This is a genomic window from Amycolatopsis sp. NPDC114478 (genome assembly GCF_055633805.1).
On sequence record NZ_JBVKDO010000001.1, the window covers coordinates 637,837 to 652,540 of the forward strand.

At 70.9% G+C, this 14,704-nt stretch carries 13 protein-coding genes and 2 tRNA genes; 6 read left to right on the forward strand and 9 right to left on the reverse strand.

What is annotated here, in order from left to right; all coding sequences use genetic code 11:
* Positions 1-208: 208 nt before the first annotated feature.
* The 5 genes from thrB to argS all read right to left on the reverse strand — a co-directional run bounded on the left by thrB (position 209) and on the right by argS (position 6,639).
* Complete coding sequence (gene thrB / locus ACZ7OH_RS03130; RefSeq protein WP_400894239.1) at positions 209-1,096, reverse strand: homoserine kinase; 888 nt, start codon at positions 1,094-1,096, stop codon at positions 209-211.
* Entirely contained in the window at positions 1,093-2,154 is a 1,062-nt protein-coding gene (gene thrC / locus ACZ7OH_RS03135) for a threonine synthase (RefSeq protein WP_470279330.1), read from the reverse strand. Before thrC ends, thrB begins: the two co-directional genes overlap by 4 nt.
* Positions 2,155-2,230: 76 nt before the next feature.
* Positions 2,231-3,544 (reverse strand): homoserine dehydrogenase, encoded by a 1,314-nt coding sequence (locus ACZ7OH_RS03140; protein ID WP_400879579.1) that lies wholly within the window; start codon positions 3,542-3,544, stop codon positions 2,231-2,233.
* Positions 3,545-3,549: 5 nt separating this feature from the next.
* A complete protein-coding gene (gene lysA / locus ACZ7OH_RS03145; protein ID WP_470279331.1) occupies positions 3,550-4,980 on the reverse strand; it encodes a diaminopimelate decarboxylase in 1,431 nt (476 codons plus the stop codon).
* A 3-nt stretch (positions 4,981-4,983) separates the two neighbouring features.
* Positions 4,984-6,639, reverse strand: a complete 1,656-nt coding sequence (argS, locus tag ACZ7OH_RS03150) for an arginine--tRNA ligase (RefSeq protein WP_470279332.1) — start codon at positions 6,637-6,639, stop codon at positions 4,984-4,986.
* Between the two features lie 196 nt (positions 6,640-6,835).
* Between argS and ACZ7OH_RS03155 the strand changes: the two genes are divergently transcribed.
* On the forward strand, positions 6,836-7,654 hold the full coding sequence (locus tag ACZ7OH_RS03155) for a DUF3105 domain-containing protein (RefSeq protein WP_470279333.1): 819 nt from the start codon (positions 6,836-6,838) through the stop codon (positions 7,652-7,654).
* Complete coding sequence (locus tag ACZ7OH_RS03160) at positions 7,651-8,376, forward strand: DUF305 domain-containing protein (protein WP_470279334.1); 726 nt, start codon at positions 7,651-7,653, stop codon at positions 8,374-8,376. The genes ACZ7OH_RS03155 and ACZ7OH_RS03160 overlap by 4 nt, the downstream gene beginning before the upstream one ends.
* A 225-nt stretch (positions 8,377-8,601) precedes the next feature.
* Here the strand turns inward: ACZ7OH_RS03160 and ACZ7OH_RS03165 are convergent.
* From ACZ7OH_RS03165 to ACZ7OH_RS03175, 3 genes are all read right to left on the reverse strand, one after another.
* Positions 8,602-8,681: transfer RNA gene (locus ACZ7OH_RS03165), tRNA-Arg, on the reverse strand.
* Entirely contained in the window at positions 8,672-9,592 is a 921-nt protein-coding gene (locus tag ACZ7OH_RS03170) for a cation diffusion facilitator family transporter (RefSeq protein WP_470279335.1), read from the reverse strand. Before ACZ7OH_RS03170 ends, ACZ7OH_RS03165 begins: the two co-directional genes overlap by 10 nt.
* A 149-nt stretch (positions 9,593-9,741) precedes the next feature.
* On the reverse strand, positions 9,742-10,161 hold the full coding sequence (locus ACZ7OH_RS03175; protein WP_470279336.1) for a MarR family winged helix-turn-helix transcriptional regulator: 420 nt from the start codon (positions 10,159-10,161) through the stop codon (positions 9,742-9,744).
* Between the two features lie 107 nt (positions 10,162-10,268).
* Here ACZ7OH_RS03175 and ACZ7OH_RS03180 point away from each other — a divergent pair, with 107 nt between their 5' ends.
* Positions 10,269-11,093 (forward strand): SDR family oxidoreductase, encoded by an 825-nt coding sequence (locus ACZ7OH_RS03180; RefSeq protein WP_470279337.1) that lies wholly within the window; start codon positions 10,269-10,271, stop codon positions 11,091-11,093.
* Here ACZ7OH_RS03180 and ACZ7OH_RS03185 read toward each other — a convergent pair.
* Positions 11,090-12,190: an epoxide hydrolase family protein gene (locus ACZ7OH_RS03185; RefSeq protein ID WP_470279338.1), complete on the reverse strand. Its 1,101-nt coding sequence runs from the start codon at positions 12,188-12,190 to the stop codon at positions 11,090-11,092. The two genes, ACZ7OH_RS03180 and ACZ7OH_RS03185, sit on opposite strands and share 4 nt — an antisense overlap.
* A gap of 149 nt (positions 12,191-12,339) precedes the next feature.
* On the opposite strand from ACZ7OH_RS03185, the gene ACZ7OH_RS03190 reads away from it, so the two are divergent.
* The 3 genes from ACZ7OH_RS03190 to ACZ7OH_RS03200 all read left to right on the forward strand — a co-directional run bounded on the left by ACZ7OH_RS03190 (position 12,340) and on the right by ACZ7OH_RS03200 (position 14,701).
* Positions 12,340-12,412: transfer RNA gene (locus ACZ7OH_RS03190), tRNA-Arg, on the forward strand.
* A 294-nt stretch (positions 12,413-12,706) separates the two neighbouring features.
* Positions 12,707-12,883 (forward strand): hypothetical protein, encoded by a 177-nt coding sequence (locus ACZ7OH_RS03195; protein ID WP_470279339.1) that lies wholly within the window; start codon positions 12,707-12,709, stop codon positions 12,881-12,883.
* A gap of 141 nt (positions 12,884-13,024) precedes the next feature.
* Positions 13,025-14,701 (forward strand): HEXXH motif domain-containing protein, encoded by a 1,677-nt coding sequence (locus ACZ7OH_RS03200; RefSeq protein WP_470279340.1) that lies wholly within the window; start codon positions 13,025-13,027, stop codon positions 14,699-14,701.
* The last annotated feature ends 3 nt before the right edge of the window (positions 14,702-14,704 follow it).

Sequence of the window (14,704 nt, forward strand, 5' to 3'; positions counted from 1 at the left end):
GCACCGCCGAAACCGGAAACCCGCCCAAGTCGTTCCGCGTTACCCCGCTTGCCAGGCGGTGCGGATTCGGCGGATCAACGAAGGATGCGATCCGGGAGGACCGGCATCGGGTGCGGAAACGCACGGTGATCGAACGCCCCCGAGGGTAGACCGCGGCGGTTCCGGGTGCAACAACCACCCCCCGCGTGGCGGGCGCGTGACCCGGCCTTCACCGGGCCGCAACCTGCACACCCGTGAGATCCACGGGCAGCTCGGAGACTACGAATCCCTCAACGTCGACCCCCGGCGGCAGTATTCCCGTGGTGGTCAGCGCGAGCACCGTGGGACCCGCGCCGGACACCGCGGCGGCCACGCCCCGGGCACGCAGCGTCGCCACCAGCTCGCCGCTGGCCGGGTACGCGGGCGCGCGGTAGTGCTGGTGCAGGCGGTCTTCGGTGGCCGCCAGCAGCAGCTCCGGCTTCGCCGTCAGCGCGTGCACGGCGAGCGCGGCGCGGCCGGCGTTGTGCGCGGCGTCGGCGTGCGGGACGGTCGCCGGCAGCAGGCCGCGCGTGGTCGCGGTGGCCGAGCGGACGGCCGGGACGGCCACGACCGGCCGGATCGCCGCGTGCGGCGCGAGGCGCTCGGCGTGGAATTCGCCACTTTCGCACCAGGCCAGGACGAACCCGCCGAACAGGCTGGCCGCGGCGTTGTCGGCGTGGCCCTCGAAGCCGGCGGCCAGTTGCAGCGCGCCGAAGGCGTCGAGCTCGCGGCCCGCGAGCGCGTACCCGGCGGCGACGCCGGACACCACCGCGGCGGCCGACGAGCCGAGGCCGCGCGCGTGCGGGATCGCGTTGTGGCAGCGCAGGTGCAGGCCCGGCGGCTCGGCACCGAGGTGCGCGCAGGTCTCGCGGATCGCGCGGACGACCAGGTGGGTCTCGTCGGTGGGGACGTCCTCGACCCCGCCCGCGCCCGCGTCGATCACCTCGACCTTGAGGCCGGCGTCGATCACCCGCACCTCGACGACGTCGTAGAGGCCCAGGGCCATGCCGAAGGCGTCGAAGCCCGGCCCGAGGTTCGCCGTCGACGCCGGGACGGTGACCGTGAACCCGCTGGTCACCGCAGGTCCAGCGCCGCCGCGACCGCCGAGGGGTCCACCGCGAGGGGCTCGACCTCGACGTTGCCCGCCAGGGCCGTCTGCGGGTCCTTCAGGCCGTGCCCGGTGACCGTGCAGACCACGCGGGACCCCTTCGGCAGCCGGCCGTCGGCGGCCGTGGCCAGCAGGCCGGCCACGCTGGTCGCCGACGCCGGCTCGACGAACACGCCCTCGCGCCCGGCCAGCAGCCGGTACGCCTCGAGGATCTTCTCGTCCGTCACGGCTTCGAAGAGGCCGTTCGACGCGTCCTTGGCCTTCACCGCGGCCGTCCACGAGGCCGGGCTGCCGATCCGGATCGCGGTCGCGACCGTCTCCGGGTCCGCCACCGGCTCGCCGTGCACGAGCGGTGCCGCACCGGCCGCCTGGAAGCCGAACATCCGCGGCGTGTTCTTCACCACACCGTCGGCCGCGTACTCCGAATACCCCGCCCAATAGGCGGTGATGTTGCCCGCGTTGCCGACCGGCAGGCAGTGGATGTCCGGTGCCGTGCCGAGCACGTCGCAGATCTCGAACGCGGCGGTCTTCTGGCCGGCGATGCGCACCGGGTTGACCGAGTTGACCAGGGTGACCGGGTAGTCGGCCGCGGTCTTGCGGGCCAGCTCGAGGCAGTCGTCGAAGTTGCCGTCGACCTGCAGGATCCGCGCGCCGTGCAGCACGGCCTGGGCGAGCTTGCCCATCGCGATCTTGCCCTGCGGCACCAGCACGGCGCAGGTGAGGCCGGCGCGCGCGGCGTAGGCGGCGGCCGAGGCGGAGGTGTTGCCGGTCGACGCGCAGATCACCGCCTTCAGCCCGCTGGCGAGCGCGTGCGTGATGGCCACGGTCATCCCGCGGTCCTTGAACGAGCCGGTCGGGTTGGCGCCTTCGACCTTGAGGTGCACCTCGCAGCCGGTCAGCTCCGACAGGTAGCGCGCGCGCAGCAGCGGCGTGTTGCCTTCGCCAAGCGTGACGACCTGCGCGCCGTCGGGGACGGGAACGCGGTCGCGGTAAGCCTCGATGAGTCCGGGCCAAGGGTGCCTGATCATGCGATCGCCTCGCTTCGCGAGACAGTGTTTGATTCCTTTTGGCGCATGATGTCCATGGTTCGCTCGCAAGCGTCGCTCACTGGTCTTCGCCTTCCACCCGCATCACGCTGACAACTTCGTGGACGACGTCGAGCTTCGCGATTTCGTCCACAGTGGACTGCAGGGCGGCGTCCGGCGCCTGGTGCGTCACGACGACCAGGCTCGCGCGGTCGCCGACGTCGCTCTGCCGCACGGCGGCGATGCTCACCCCGTGCCCGGCGAACGCCTGCGCCACCTGGGCGAGCACGCCGGCGCGGTCGGCGACGGAAAGGCTTACGTGGTAACGGGTCGGCGTCTGGCCCATCGGCCGCACCGGCAGCGCCGCGTGCGCGGACTCGCGCGGCCCGCGCCCGCCCGCCACCAGGTTGCGGGCCACCGCGACGAGGTCGCCGAGCACCGCGCTCGCGGTCGGCGCGCCACCCGCGCCCTGGCCGTAGAACATCAGCTCGCCGGCCGCGTCGGCCTCGACGTAGACGGCGTTGAACGCGCCGCCGACGCCCGCCAGCTGGTGGCTGCGCGGGATCATCACCGGGTGCACGCGGGCGGAAACCGACTCGACGCCGTCGTCGTCGGTGACGCGCTCGCAGATGGCCAGGAGCTTGACCGTGCGGCCCAGCATCCGCGCCGCGCCGAGGTCGGCGGCGGTGACGTCGGCGATGCCTTCGCGGTGGACGTCCGAGGCGGTCACGCGGGTGTGGAAGGCCAGCGACGCGAGGATCGCGGCCTTCGACGCGGCGTCGTAGCCGTCGACGTCGGCGGTCGGGTCGGCCTCGGCGTACCCGAGCCGGCTGGCCTCGTCGAGCGTCTCGGCGTAGCCGGCGCCGGTGGAGTCCATCGCCGAGAGGATGTAGTTCGTGGTGCCGTTGACGATGCCCATCACGCGCGTGATGCGGTCGCCCGCGAGGGATTCGCGCAACGGGCGCAGCAGCGGGATGGCGCCGGCGACGGCGGCCTCGAAGTAGAGGTCGGCGCCCGCGGCGTCGGCCGCCTCGAACAGGTCGGCGGAGTGCTCGGCCAGCAGGGCCTTGTTCGCCGTGACGACGGACTTCCCGGCCTTCAGCGCGGCGAGCAGCCAGCCGCGCACCGGCTCGATGCCGCCGACCAGCTCGACCACGACGTCGACGTCGTCGCTGGTCACGAGCTTTTCCGCGTCGGCGGTCAGCAGCTCCGGCGGCAGCTCGGGGTGCTTGTCCGGGCGGCGGACGGCGATGCCGGCCAGCTCGACCGGCGTGCCCGCCCGCGCGGCCAGCTCACCGGCCTGCTCGGTGAGCAGCCGGGCGACCTCGCCGCCGACGGTCCCGCAGCCGAGCAGGGCGACGCGCACGGCCCGGCGTTCCTCTGGGGCAGCCACTGTGTTCAGACCTCCAGGCGCAGCATGTCGTCGGTCGTCTCGCGCCGCAGCAGCAGCCGGGGGCTGCCGTTGCGCACGGCGACCACGGCCGGGCGGGGCTGCCGGTTGTACGTGCTCGCCATCGAGTAGCAGTAGGCACCGGTCGCCGCCACGGCCAGCAGGTCGCCGGGAGCCAGCGTGTCGGGCAGCCAGCAGTCTCGTACGACGATGTCGCCGGACTCACAGTGTTTTCCCACCACCCGGGACAGTACGGCCTGCACCGGCCGGCCGGCGTCTTCCGCGGAGCGGGAAACCAGCCGGACGTCGTACACGGCGTCGTACAGCGCGGTCCGGATGTTGTCGCTCATCCCGCCGTCGACGCTGACGTAGCGGCGGACCGCGTCGTCGCCGAGCGAGACGTCCTTGATCGTGCCGACTTCGTAGAGCGTGACCGTGCCGGGGCCGGCGATCGCGCGGCCCGGCTCGCCCGCGATGCGCGGCACCGGCAGGCCCGCGTACGCGCACTCCTTGCGGACGATCTCGCGGATCTGCGTGATCATCTGCGCCGGCGGCGGCGGGTTGTCCTTTTCGGTGTAGGCGATGCCGAAGCCGCCGCCGAGGTCGACCAGGCTCAGCTGGTCGAGCAGCTCGGGGCCGTGCTCCTTGGCCAGGTCGGCGAGCAGCCCGACGACGCGGCGGGCGGCGACCTCGAAGCCGTCGGCGTCGAAGATCTGCGAGCCGATGTGGCTGTGCAGGCCGACGAGCTTCAGCGACCGCGCGTTGAGCACCCGGCGCACCGCCTCGGCGGCGTCGCCGGAAGCCAGGGAGAAGCCGAACTTCTGGTCCTCGTGGGCGGTCGCGATGAACTCGTGGGTGTGCGCCTCGACGCCGACGGTGACCCGGATGAGCACCGCCTGCACGACGTCGTGGCGCGCGGCGATGTCGGCCAGCCGGGCGATCTCGAAGTAGGAGTCGAGCACGATCGTGCCGACGCCGGCGACGATCGCCGCCTCGAGCTCCGCGGGCGACTTGTTGTTGCCGTGGAAGGTGATCCGCTCGGCCGGGAAGTTCGCGCGCTGCGCCACGGCGAGCTCGCCGCCGCTGCAGACGTCCAGGCTCAACCCCTGCTCGGCCACCCAGCGGGCGATCTCGATGGAGAGGAACGCCTTCGACGCGTAGTGCACCAGCGACGGGTCGTCGAACGCCTCGGCGTAGTCCGCGCAGCGGGACTTGAAGTCGGCCTCGTCGACGACGAACAGGGGCGTGCCGTGCTTCTCGGCGAGCTCGCGGACGTCGACACCGGCGATCCGCACGACGCCGTCGGCGGCGCGGAAGGTGTTGCGGGGCCACACCTTCGCGGGGAGCTTGTCGAGCTCCTCGGCCCCCGACGGCTGGAGCCCGGAAGTGTCGGCGTGGGTGTAGACGTCGGCGTGCCTGGGGCCCGCGGGGTGCGCCATTTCTTACATCCGTTCCGGAGCGGAGACACCGAGCAGCGCGAGGCCGTTCGCCAGCACCTGGCGGGCGGCTTCGCAGAGCGCGAGCCGGGCGTACGTCAGAGGGGTCGCCTCTTCGTCGCCCATGGGCAGCACGCGGCCCACGGTGTAGAACTTGTGGTAAGCGCCCGCGAGTTCTTCGAGGTAGCGCGCGATCCGGTGCGGCTCCCGCATTTCGGCGGCGCGGCGCACGGTTTCCGGGAACTCGCCGATGGTGCGGATCAGGTCGCCCTCGGCGGGCAGCGTCAACAGTCCGAAGTCGACGTCCGAAGTGGACTTCAAGCCGAGATCGGCGGCATTGCGCTGCAGTGACGCCAGCCGCGCGTGCGCGTACTGGACGTAGTAGACGGGATTGTCGTTGGAGTGCTTGCGAAGCAGGTCCAAGTCGACGTCCAAAGTGGAGTCGACAGAGTACCGGATCAGCTCGTAGCGGGCCGGGTCGACGCCGACGGCCTCGACGAGGTCCTCCATGGTGATCACGGTGCCGGCGCGCTTGGACATCCGCACCGGCTTGCCGTCGCTGACCAGGTTGACCATCTGGCCGATCAGCACCTCGACCGTCGCCGGGTCGTCGCCGAACGCGGCGGCCGCGGCCTTCAAGCGGGCGATGTAGCCGTGGTGGTCCGCGCCGAGCATGTAGATGCAGAGGTCGAAGCCGCGGTTGCGCTTGTCCTTGAAGTACGCCAGGTCGCCGGCGATGTAGGCCGGGTTGCCGTCCTGCTTGATGACGACGCGGTCCTTGTCGTCGCCGTACTCCGACGACTTGAGCCACCAGGCGCCTTCGTTGAAGTACAGGTTCCCGGAGTCCTTCAGCTGCTGGACGGCGGCGTCGACCGCGCCGGACTCGTGCAGCGAGTTCTCGTGGAAGTAGACGTCGAAGTCGGTGCCGAACTCGTGCAGGCTCTGCTTGATCTCGGTGAACATCAGCTCGATGCCGATCCGGCGGAACGTCTCGTGGCGCTGCTCTTCGGGCAGCGACAGCGCGCTCGGCTCGGCCTTGATGACCTCGGCGGCGATGTCGTTGATGTAGCCGCCCGCGTAGCCGTCCTCCGGCGCGGGCTCGCCCTTCGCGGCGGCGATCAGGGACCGGACGAACCGGTCGATCTGCGCGCCGGCGTCGTTGAAGTAGTACTCGCGGGTGACCTCGCCGCCCTGCGCGCCCAGGACGCGGCCCAGCGCGTCGCCGACCGCGGCCCAGCGGGTGCCGCCCAGGTGGATCGGGCCGGTCGGGTTCGCCGAGACGAACTCGAGGTTGATCTTCGTGCCGGCCAGCGCGTCGCCGCGGCCGTACGCGGCGCCGGCGTCGAGCACCTGGCGCACGATGTCGCCCTGCGCGGCCGCGGCGAGCCGGAAGTTGAGGAAGCCGGGTCCCGCGACCTCGGCCGAGGCGACGCCATCGTCCGCCGAGACCGCTTCGGCGAGCGCCTCGGCGAACTCGCGCGGCTTCAGCCCGGCCTTCTTGGCCACCTGGAGGGCGATGTTCGTCGCGTAGTCGCCGTGGTCGGGGTTGCGCGGGCGTTCGATGGTCACCTGCTCCGGCAGCACGGCGTCGTCGATGCCGCGTGCGGTCAGTACCTGCACGGCGGAGCTGCGGACCAGGTCGGCGAGAGCGGCGGGAGTCACTCCGCGAATTCTAGGTGTGCCCTGGTGGGACGCTCGCATCGGTCTCGGGGACATCACGATGGGCGAGCATGTGAGGCGTTAACGGTGATCAGACGGGTGGTCTCTACACTGGCCGGGGCGGGAATCCGTCCGCAGCCACCAGAGGGAGAACGCGGGAGCCATGGCGAACGGGACAACTCGGAAAAAGGGGTCGGCGGTGAAGGCGGCCCGCGGTTCCGTCGTGAGCAAGAAGGGCACGCCCTGGGGCACGATCATCGCCGTCGTGGCGATCGTCGCCCTGCTCGGCGCCGTGATCACGTACTACATGGTGAAGTCCGCGCCGAAGCGCGAGCAGGCCGACCGCGAGGCCGCCGCCGCTTCGTTCGCGCCGAGCGCGCAGGACCCCGACCCCTCGAAGCGCATCCCGGGCGTGGTGACGGCCACCTACACCGGCAGCGTGCACGTCCTCCCGACCGAGCGCGTGGCCTACGACCACTCCCCGCCGTTCGGCGGCCCGCACGACCAGACCTGGGCCACCTGCACCGGAATCGTGTACCCGACCGCGGTCCGCACCGAGAACATGGTGCACGCGCTCGAGCACGGCGCCGTCTGGATCGCCTACAACCCGCAGCAGGTCACCGGCGACGCGCTCAACCTGCTGAGCGTCCGCGCCAAGGACAAGCCGTTCACGATGCTGTCGCCCTACCCCGGCCTCGACAAGCCGATCTCGCTGCAGTCGTGGGGCCACCAGCTGAAGCTGGACGACGCCAACGACGCGCGGATCGACGAGTTCATCGCCGCGCTGCGGAGCAACCCGAACGGCGTGTACCCCGAGGTCGGCGCGTCCTGCGACGCGGTCCCGGGCCAGTTCGACCCGGACAACCCGCCGCCGTTCAACGCGTCGAAGCCGGGCCCGGACGCGAAGCCGATGGACTACAAGGGCAGTACGGCCGCGCAGGGTGAGCAGGGCATGCCGTCCGCGCCGGCCAACTCCGCTCCGGCTTCGGCCCCGGCATCGCCGACGCCGACCAAGTGACCGCCGAAGCCGACCTCGACACCGAAGAGGTCACCGAGCAGCCGACCTGGTCGCGCTGGGTGATCATCGGCGGGACGCTGCTGGCGGTCCTGCTGATCGGCGCGGCGGCGGGGATGTTCCTGACCCGCGCCGTCGACGATCCGGGAGCCCCGGCCACCCCGGCCGCCGGTTCGGTCGAGGTCGGCTTCGCGCAGGACATGTCGACGCACCACCTCCAGGCGGTGACGATGGCGGGCATCGCCCGCGACCGCACGACCGACCCGGAGATCAAGCAGCTGTCGTTCGACATCGAGCGCACGCAGCTCGAGCAGGTCGGCCGCATGAAGGGCTGGCTCATGCTGTGGGACCAGCCCGAGCAGGCGATCGGCGCGCCGATGAAGTGGATGACGGAACCGATGGCGGGCCACGGTGACATGCCTGGCATGTCGATGGCCCCGTCCTCGGTCAACCCGGCGGGCGGCGCGCTGATGCCGGGCATGGCGACGGACAAGGAGCTGAGCAAGCTGCGCTCGCTGTCCGGTCGCGAGTTCGACGTCTACTTCCTGCAGCTGATGCTCCGCCACCACGAGGGCGGGACGTCGATGGCCCAGTACGCGTCGTCGCATTCGACGCTGCCGGCGTTGAAGGCGCTGGTGACCAGCATCCTGACGTCGCAGGGCGCGGAGATGGACCAGATCAAGCTGATGCTCGCGGGCCGGGGCGCCCAGCCGCTGCCGGCTTGATCACGCCCGGATGCAGCACTTCCGTTCCAGATCGGGCTGAGCTGCAGCCGCTGAACGCCTAGCCGACATTCACGGCGCGGCTGCTACCAGGGCCGTAGCCAGGCAACGTCGTCCGAGTGCGCAAGGCCGCACGGCGACGTTCACGCGCCGACGCCGTGCGGGGGCCGTTCGCCGGACGACCGTACGACCTTCGCCAAGCCGCGGTCGATCGCCGTGCAGCCGGAAGGCCCTCGGCAGAATTCGAATCAACGACACCTGCCTCCGGAGGGCAGTGCTCAGCCGGGCGAGCCTGTAGCTACCAGGACAGTTCCTGGCAGCGGCGCGCGCACTGCGGCGCCTCCACCTGCAGCGTCGCGTGCTCGATCGCGTACCGCGAAGACAGCAGGTTCTGCGCCTCCGTCAGCACCTCGGACTGCTTCGCGGGCGGCGCCAGCGTCAGGTGCGCCGAAGCCACCTCCATGCCCGAAGTCAGCGTCCAGACGTGCAGGTCGTGCACGTCCGCGACCCCCGGCAGCGCGGCCAGTTCGGCGTTGATCGCGCCGACGTCGACGCCCTGGGGCGCGTGCTGGAACAGGATGCGCAGCGCCCGGCGGGCCAGCGTCCACGTGCGCGGCAGCACGAAGAGCCCGATCGCGACACCGATGATCGGGTCGGCGTAGCGCCAGCCTGTCAGCAGCGTCACCGCGCCGCTGACCAGCACGCCGACCGAGCCGATCAGGTCGGCCAGCACCTCGAGGTACGCGCCGCGGACGTTGAGGCTCTCCTTCGCACCGGACCGCAGGACGGCGAAGGAGACGATGTTGGCGGCGAGGCCGGCCGTCGCGGCCAGCAGGACGGGCAGGCCGGGCACGGCGGGCGGGTCGCCGATCCGGCCGACGGCCTCGACGAGGACGTACCCCGCGACGCCGAACAGCAGCACCGCGTTGGCCAGCGCGGCCAGCACCTCCGCGCGGTAGAGCCCGAAGGTGCGGCTGACCGTGGGGCCGGTGCGCCGCGCGAGGACGATGGCGGTCAGCGCCATGCCGACGCCGAGGACGTCGGTGAACATGTGCGCGGCGTCGGAGATCAGGGCCAGCGAGCCGGTCGTGAAGCCGACGACGAACTCGAGCACCATGAAGCCGGCGCCGACGCAGAGGGCGATGGTCAGGCTCCGCACGTACCGGCCCGAGGCGCTCGCCGGCGCGCTCGTGTGCCCGTGTCCGTGGCCGTGTCCCATTCCGCCTCCGTCCTTCGCTCCGGGGGCAAACATATAGTCGGATGCGCATATGTGCAACAGAGGGCACCCTAAGTTCACCCACTCGAAAGCTACTACCCGGACCGGCGCCCACCAATCCACCAGGCGGGGTTCCCACCCGGTGGACTTCGTCACGCTTCGGCGCCGACCATCCGCCGCAGCAGGTCGCGCAGTTCGACGCGGTCGTCCGGACCGAGCGCGGCCAGCGGGTCGGCCGCGAACCCCAGCGCCCGCTGGAAGTCGCGGGCCAGCACGGCGCCCGCGGGCGTGGCCACGATGTTCTTGATCCGCCGGTCGCGCTGGTCCGCCCGCCGCTCGACGAGCCCGCGCGCTTCGAGCCGGTCGATGATCCCCGTGACGTTCGAGCGCTCCGAGTTCAGCTTCTCGGCGATCCGGTGCATCGGCAGCGGCTCCCCGAGCGCGGCGAGCACCTTGGCCTGCACCGTTGTCAGTCCCTGCGCGGCCGCCGCGGACTCGTAGGAGTCGACGAACCGGTCGACGATCCGCGCGAGCAGGGCGACGACGTCGTCGGTGATCGGATCAGCGCTCATCCGGTGAGTGTAAGCCGATAGTTGACTGCATGAACCATCCATGCCTATAGTCGTTTTAGTTCACTTCATTAACCATCATTCGCCTGAATCACATCGAGGTCCTCCAGATGAGCAACGACCGCGTCGCCCTGATCACCGGCACGTCCACCGGAATCGGCCTCGCCACCGCCGTCCGGGCCGCCCGCGCGGGCTTCCGCACCGTCGCCACCCTGCGCGACCCCGCCCGCGCGGACCGCCTGCGCGAAGCCGGCGCCGACCTGGACATCCGCCCCCTGGACGTGACCGATCCCGCGTCCGTCCGCGCGGCGGTCGAGGGCGTCCTCGCCGACTACGGCCGGCTCGACGTGCTGGTCAACAACGCCGGCGCGGGCCACGTCGGCACGCTCGAGCAGGAGCCGGTCTCCGCGGTGCGCGAGACGATGGAGGTCAACTTCTTCGGCGTCGCCGAGACGACGAAGGCCGCGCTGCCGGCGTTGCGCGCGAGCGGCGGCCGCGTGCTCACGGTGACCAGCATCGGCGGCGCGGTCGGCCAGCCGTTCAACGAGGCCTACTGCGCGGCGAAGTTCGCGGTCGAGGGCCTGATGGAGTCCCTCGCGCCGGTCGCCGCGGCCCAGGGCGTCACGGTGTGCGTCATCGAGCCGGGCGCGGTAGCGACGGAGTTCGTGAACAACATCGGCGTCGACGAGCGCCTCTTCGCCGAAGCCGGCCCCTACGCGGAGTCGCTGCAGAAGTACATCTCGAACGTCACGCAGTCGTTCGAGGGCGCCCAGACGGCCGACGAGGTCGCCGAGGTCATCGTGGCCGCGATGACGGCCGAGGCGCCCGCGTTCCGCATCCAGACGTCGAAGCAGGCGGAGGAGTTCGTCGGGCTCAAGTTCGCCGACCTCGATGGTTCGGCCGTCCAGCGCCTGACGACCGGCTGGCTCGCCTAGCGCACCAGCCGGAAGAAGCCGCGGACCTGCTCGACGAACAGCTGGGGCTGCTCGAGCGCGGCGAAGTGCCCGCCGACGGGCAGCTCCTCGAACCACCGCAGGTCGGTGTAGCGCTGCTCGACCTGCCGCCGCGACGGCCGCACGATCTCCCGCGGGAACACCGAAACCCCGGCCGGCACGTCCACAGTGGACAGGTCCCGGTCGTTGTTCTCCCAGTACATCCGCGCCGACGACGCCGCCGTGGCGGTGAACCAGTAGACGGAGATGTCGTCGAGGATCTTCTGCCGGTCGACGGCGTCCTCCGGGTGCCCCTTGTTGTCGGTCCAGGCCCAGAACTTTTCGACGATCCAGGCGGCCTGCCCGGCGGGCGAGTCGGTGAGGCCGTAGCCGAGCGTCTGCGGCCGCGTGCCCTGCTGCGCGGAGTAGCCGCTACCGGTCCGCCGGAACTCCTCGAGATCGGCGAGCGCCCGGCGCTCGGCCGGAGTCGGATCGTCCAGGGTCATGCGCACGGGCGCGAAGTTGACGTGCACGCCGGCCACCCGCCCGGACCGCGCGAGGGCGTTCGTGATGGCGGCACCCCAGTCGCCGCCCTGAGCGCCGTAGCGGTCATAGCCGAGCTCCTGCATGAGCAGGTCGAAGAGCTCGGCGACCCGCGCGATCTTCAGGGCGGGCTTGTCGCTCCACCCGAACCCGGGCAGCGACGGAGCGACGACGTGGAAGGCATCGCGCGGGTCACCCCCGTACCGCACGGGGTCGCTGAGCGGCCCGAAGACGTCGAGGAACTCGGTGACGGACCCGGGCCAGCCATGGGTCAGCACGAGCGGCAAGGCATCAGGCTCCGGCGACCGCAGGTGCACGAAGTGCAGGCCGACACCGTCGACATCGGCCCGGAACTGCGGGAAGGCGTTGAGCCGCGAGGCGAACCCGAAGTCGTACTCCTCACCCCAGTCCCGGCAGAGCTCCTGCACGTAGGAGAGCGGAACTCCCTGCGACCAGTCCCCCACGGTCTCGGCCTCGGGCCACCGAGTCCGCCGAAGCCGCTCCCGCAGATCAGCGACATCGGCCTCATCGAGAGACACCTGGAACGGCTTGACCATCTCAGCTCCTTCAGGTGGGCTTCCCACGCTAGCGACGCACCGGCAAGCCGATCAACTTCAGGCCGCTGACCAGGGAGTTCGCCAGTCGGCCCACCTGCGCGCGAGGGGGCGTCGCGATGCGCTAAGCTTTCCGAGTCGCCCAGCGATGGGCCCTCGTAGCTCAGGGGATAGAGCACTGCCCTCCGGAGGCAGGTGTCGCAGGTTCGAATCCTGCCGAGGGCACCCGAGATGCCCGAGCTGTGTCCGCGGAACGCGCGGACCATATCTCGGGCGCTTTTGTCTCTGGGGGCCGTGCCCCCAGGCCCCCGCCGGGGGCACGCCCCCGGACCCCTCCTGCGGCCGGTTTCGAGGTCGTCCGTGGTCGAATCTTCCAATCGCCTTTCCACTGCGCCAGTTGGGGTAATGCACGGCAGGCTTGTGACTGCTGGTGTCTGGACCCGACGGTCGATGGTTTCCGTCCTGCCTGTCCGTCAGGCATAATGGAACAACACGGTCGCGATAGGGAGGCTGGTCGGCGTGAGGTCAACCGATTCGGACGTACGCACGGAATTGCTCGATCTCACCAAGGTTTCCCTCCGGGAACTGCGCACGATTCGCACGCCGTCGCTCGACTCGGCGATCAGAAAAGTATTCGACAGCTCGAAACACGTCGACGTCGACGAGATTCAAGGGCAAACGACGATCAAGCTCTGATCCGCACCTGGAACCTCCGCGATTCACCCGGGGTGCACCGGTGAAAAGGAGACGAACCGGATGCCGGTCGAGCTACCACGGCACCAGCTGCCGTGGCCGTTCTTCACCCAACTCTCCGCCGGACCGGTGGGAGAACCCGTCATGCGGCAGCTGCGAGCCGGGCAGCTCAGCCGGCGGAAGCTGCAACTGCGCGCCCTGATCGAACTGATGGAGGCCGCCGGCACGCCGGCCCCGACGTGGTCCGTCCTCGTCGCCGCCGATCGCAGGAACCCCAGCGTCGTCGACGAGCTGCTGCTGCACCCCTCGGCCGGCGTCTGGCTCGTCCGATCGCTCCGGAAGATGTCGGGCACACCCGTCGACAGCACCCCGCTGCGGACAGACCTGGACTACCTCGCTTCGCTCACCGGAGCCGCGGCCATCCGGTGCCGAATCCCCTGCGCGGTCGAGGTTCCCGTCGTGCACGGCATGACCACACTCCCGACCGTCGGCCAGCTGGAACTCCCCTCGGCGTTCCCCGCGGGCAAGGCGATCCTCGAGACCACCGCGGACGGGTCGGGCACCCTGCGCGCACTCACCGGACGCGCTACCGTCGAGTTCACCCCACCGCTGCCGAGCCCGGGCTTCGTCCCCGCCAACCGGCACACGGTCGAGTGCGACGGAATCCGGCTCTCGGTGGAGATCGACGACCGCGGACCGTACCGGACCTTCTCCGCCCCGGTCGCACCCCAGCCCCTGAGCCAGCCGGAATACGCCGAATGGACCAAACTCCTCGACGAGGCGTGGCGAATCCTCACCTCGCGCCATCCCGGGTTCGCCGCCGAACTGGCCGGGGGAATGTCCACTTTGATTCCCCTCGAAAGCGAGGGGGCCTTCACCGGTGCCTCTTCGTCCATCGCCTTCGGCGCGATCGCGATGACCCGGAAATTCTCCGCCGTCGATTTGGCCGAAGCCCTCGTCCACGAACTCCAACATTCGAAGATGAACGCGCTGCTCGACCTGGTCGAGCTCGTCGACCCGAATTTCGGCGAGCTCCTGTATGCGCCCTGGCGCGACGATCCACGACCCCCGAGCGGTCTTCTGCACGGGATTCTCGCGTTCTTGACCGCCGTCGAGTTCTGGCGAACCCAGCTCGGCCAGGACGAAGCCGACGGACGGCACGCCTGGTTCAGCTACGCCTACCGAAGGCAGCAGGTGCGGCGAACGGCTGATGTGCTGCTGGCTTCCGGTGCCCTGACCGACCTCGGCCGGCGGTTCGTGGAGTCGTTGTCCGACCGGCTCGCCGCGGCCGAAGGCATCGACGTTCCGGCCGAGTTCGCCGAAGCGGTCACCCTGGTGGCGAACGAACAGGAAGCCACCTGGCGACTTCGTCACCTCCGCGCGGACGAAGACCGGGTGGCCGCGACGACCGATGCCTGGCTCGCCGGCACCGAGGCGCCGCGATCCCCTGCCCGATCCCCCGAGATCGTGCCGTGGCGCAGGTCGGTACCCCGGTCTCCCCGCATGGACCTGCTCAGGCTGCGCTGCCTGGGACAGCAGGCCCGCCGCCGGAACGTCTCCGCGGCGGACCTGGCCTACGTGAAGGGCGACCTGCGCACCGCGCAGGCCTCCTACGTCGCGACGATCCTGGCGACGCCCCAGGACGACCAAGCCTGGCTCGGACTGGGCCTCACCTTGGCGGCGGCCGGTCAGCGGAACGCGTTGCTGACCGCACCCCAGCTGGTGCTCGGGGTCCGGGATCGGCTCCTCGCCCGCGAAGACCCGTGCGACCGCCCGGTCCAGCTGGTGAACTGGCTGGGCGGCACCGTGCCCGCCGGCTGATCG

What these genes read in the sequence shown, in the direction of transcription:
- thrC (WP_470279330.1), bottom strand. Translation starts at nt 2,154, where the DNA reads ATGATCAGGCACCCTTGGCCCGGACTCATCGAGGCTTACCGCGACCGC.
- ACZ7OH_RS03180 (WP_470279337.1), top strand. Translation starts at nt 10,269, where the DNA reads ATGAGCAACGACCGCGTCGCCCTGATCACCGGCACGTCCACCGGAATC.
- ACZ7OH_RS03170 (WP_470279335.1), bottom strand. Translation starts at nt 9,592, where the DNA reads ATGGGACACGGCCACGGACACGGGCACACGAGCGCGCCGGCGAGCGCC.
- lysA (WP_470279331.1), bottom strand. Translation starts at nt 4,980, where the DNA reads ATGGCGCACCCCGCGGGCCCCAGGCACGCCGACGTCTACACCCACGCC.
- ACZ7OH_RS03200 (WP_470279340.1), top strand. Translation starts at nt 13,025, where the DNA reads ATGCGGCAGCTGCGAGCCGGGCAGCTCAGCCGGCGGAAGCTGCAACTG.
- ACZ7OH_RS03175 (WP_470279336.1), bottom strand. Translation starts at nt 10,161, where the DNA reads ATGAGCGCTGATCCGATCACCGACGACGTCGTCGCCCTGCTCGCGCGG.
- ACZ7OH_RS03185 (WP_470279338.1), bottom strand. Translation starts at nt 12,190, where the DNA reads ATGGTCAAGCCGTTCCAGGTGTCTCTCGATGAGGCCGATGTCGCTGAT.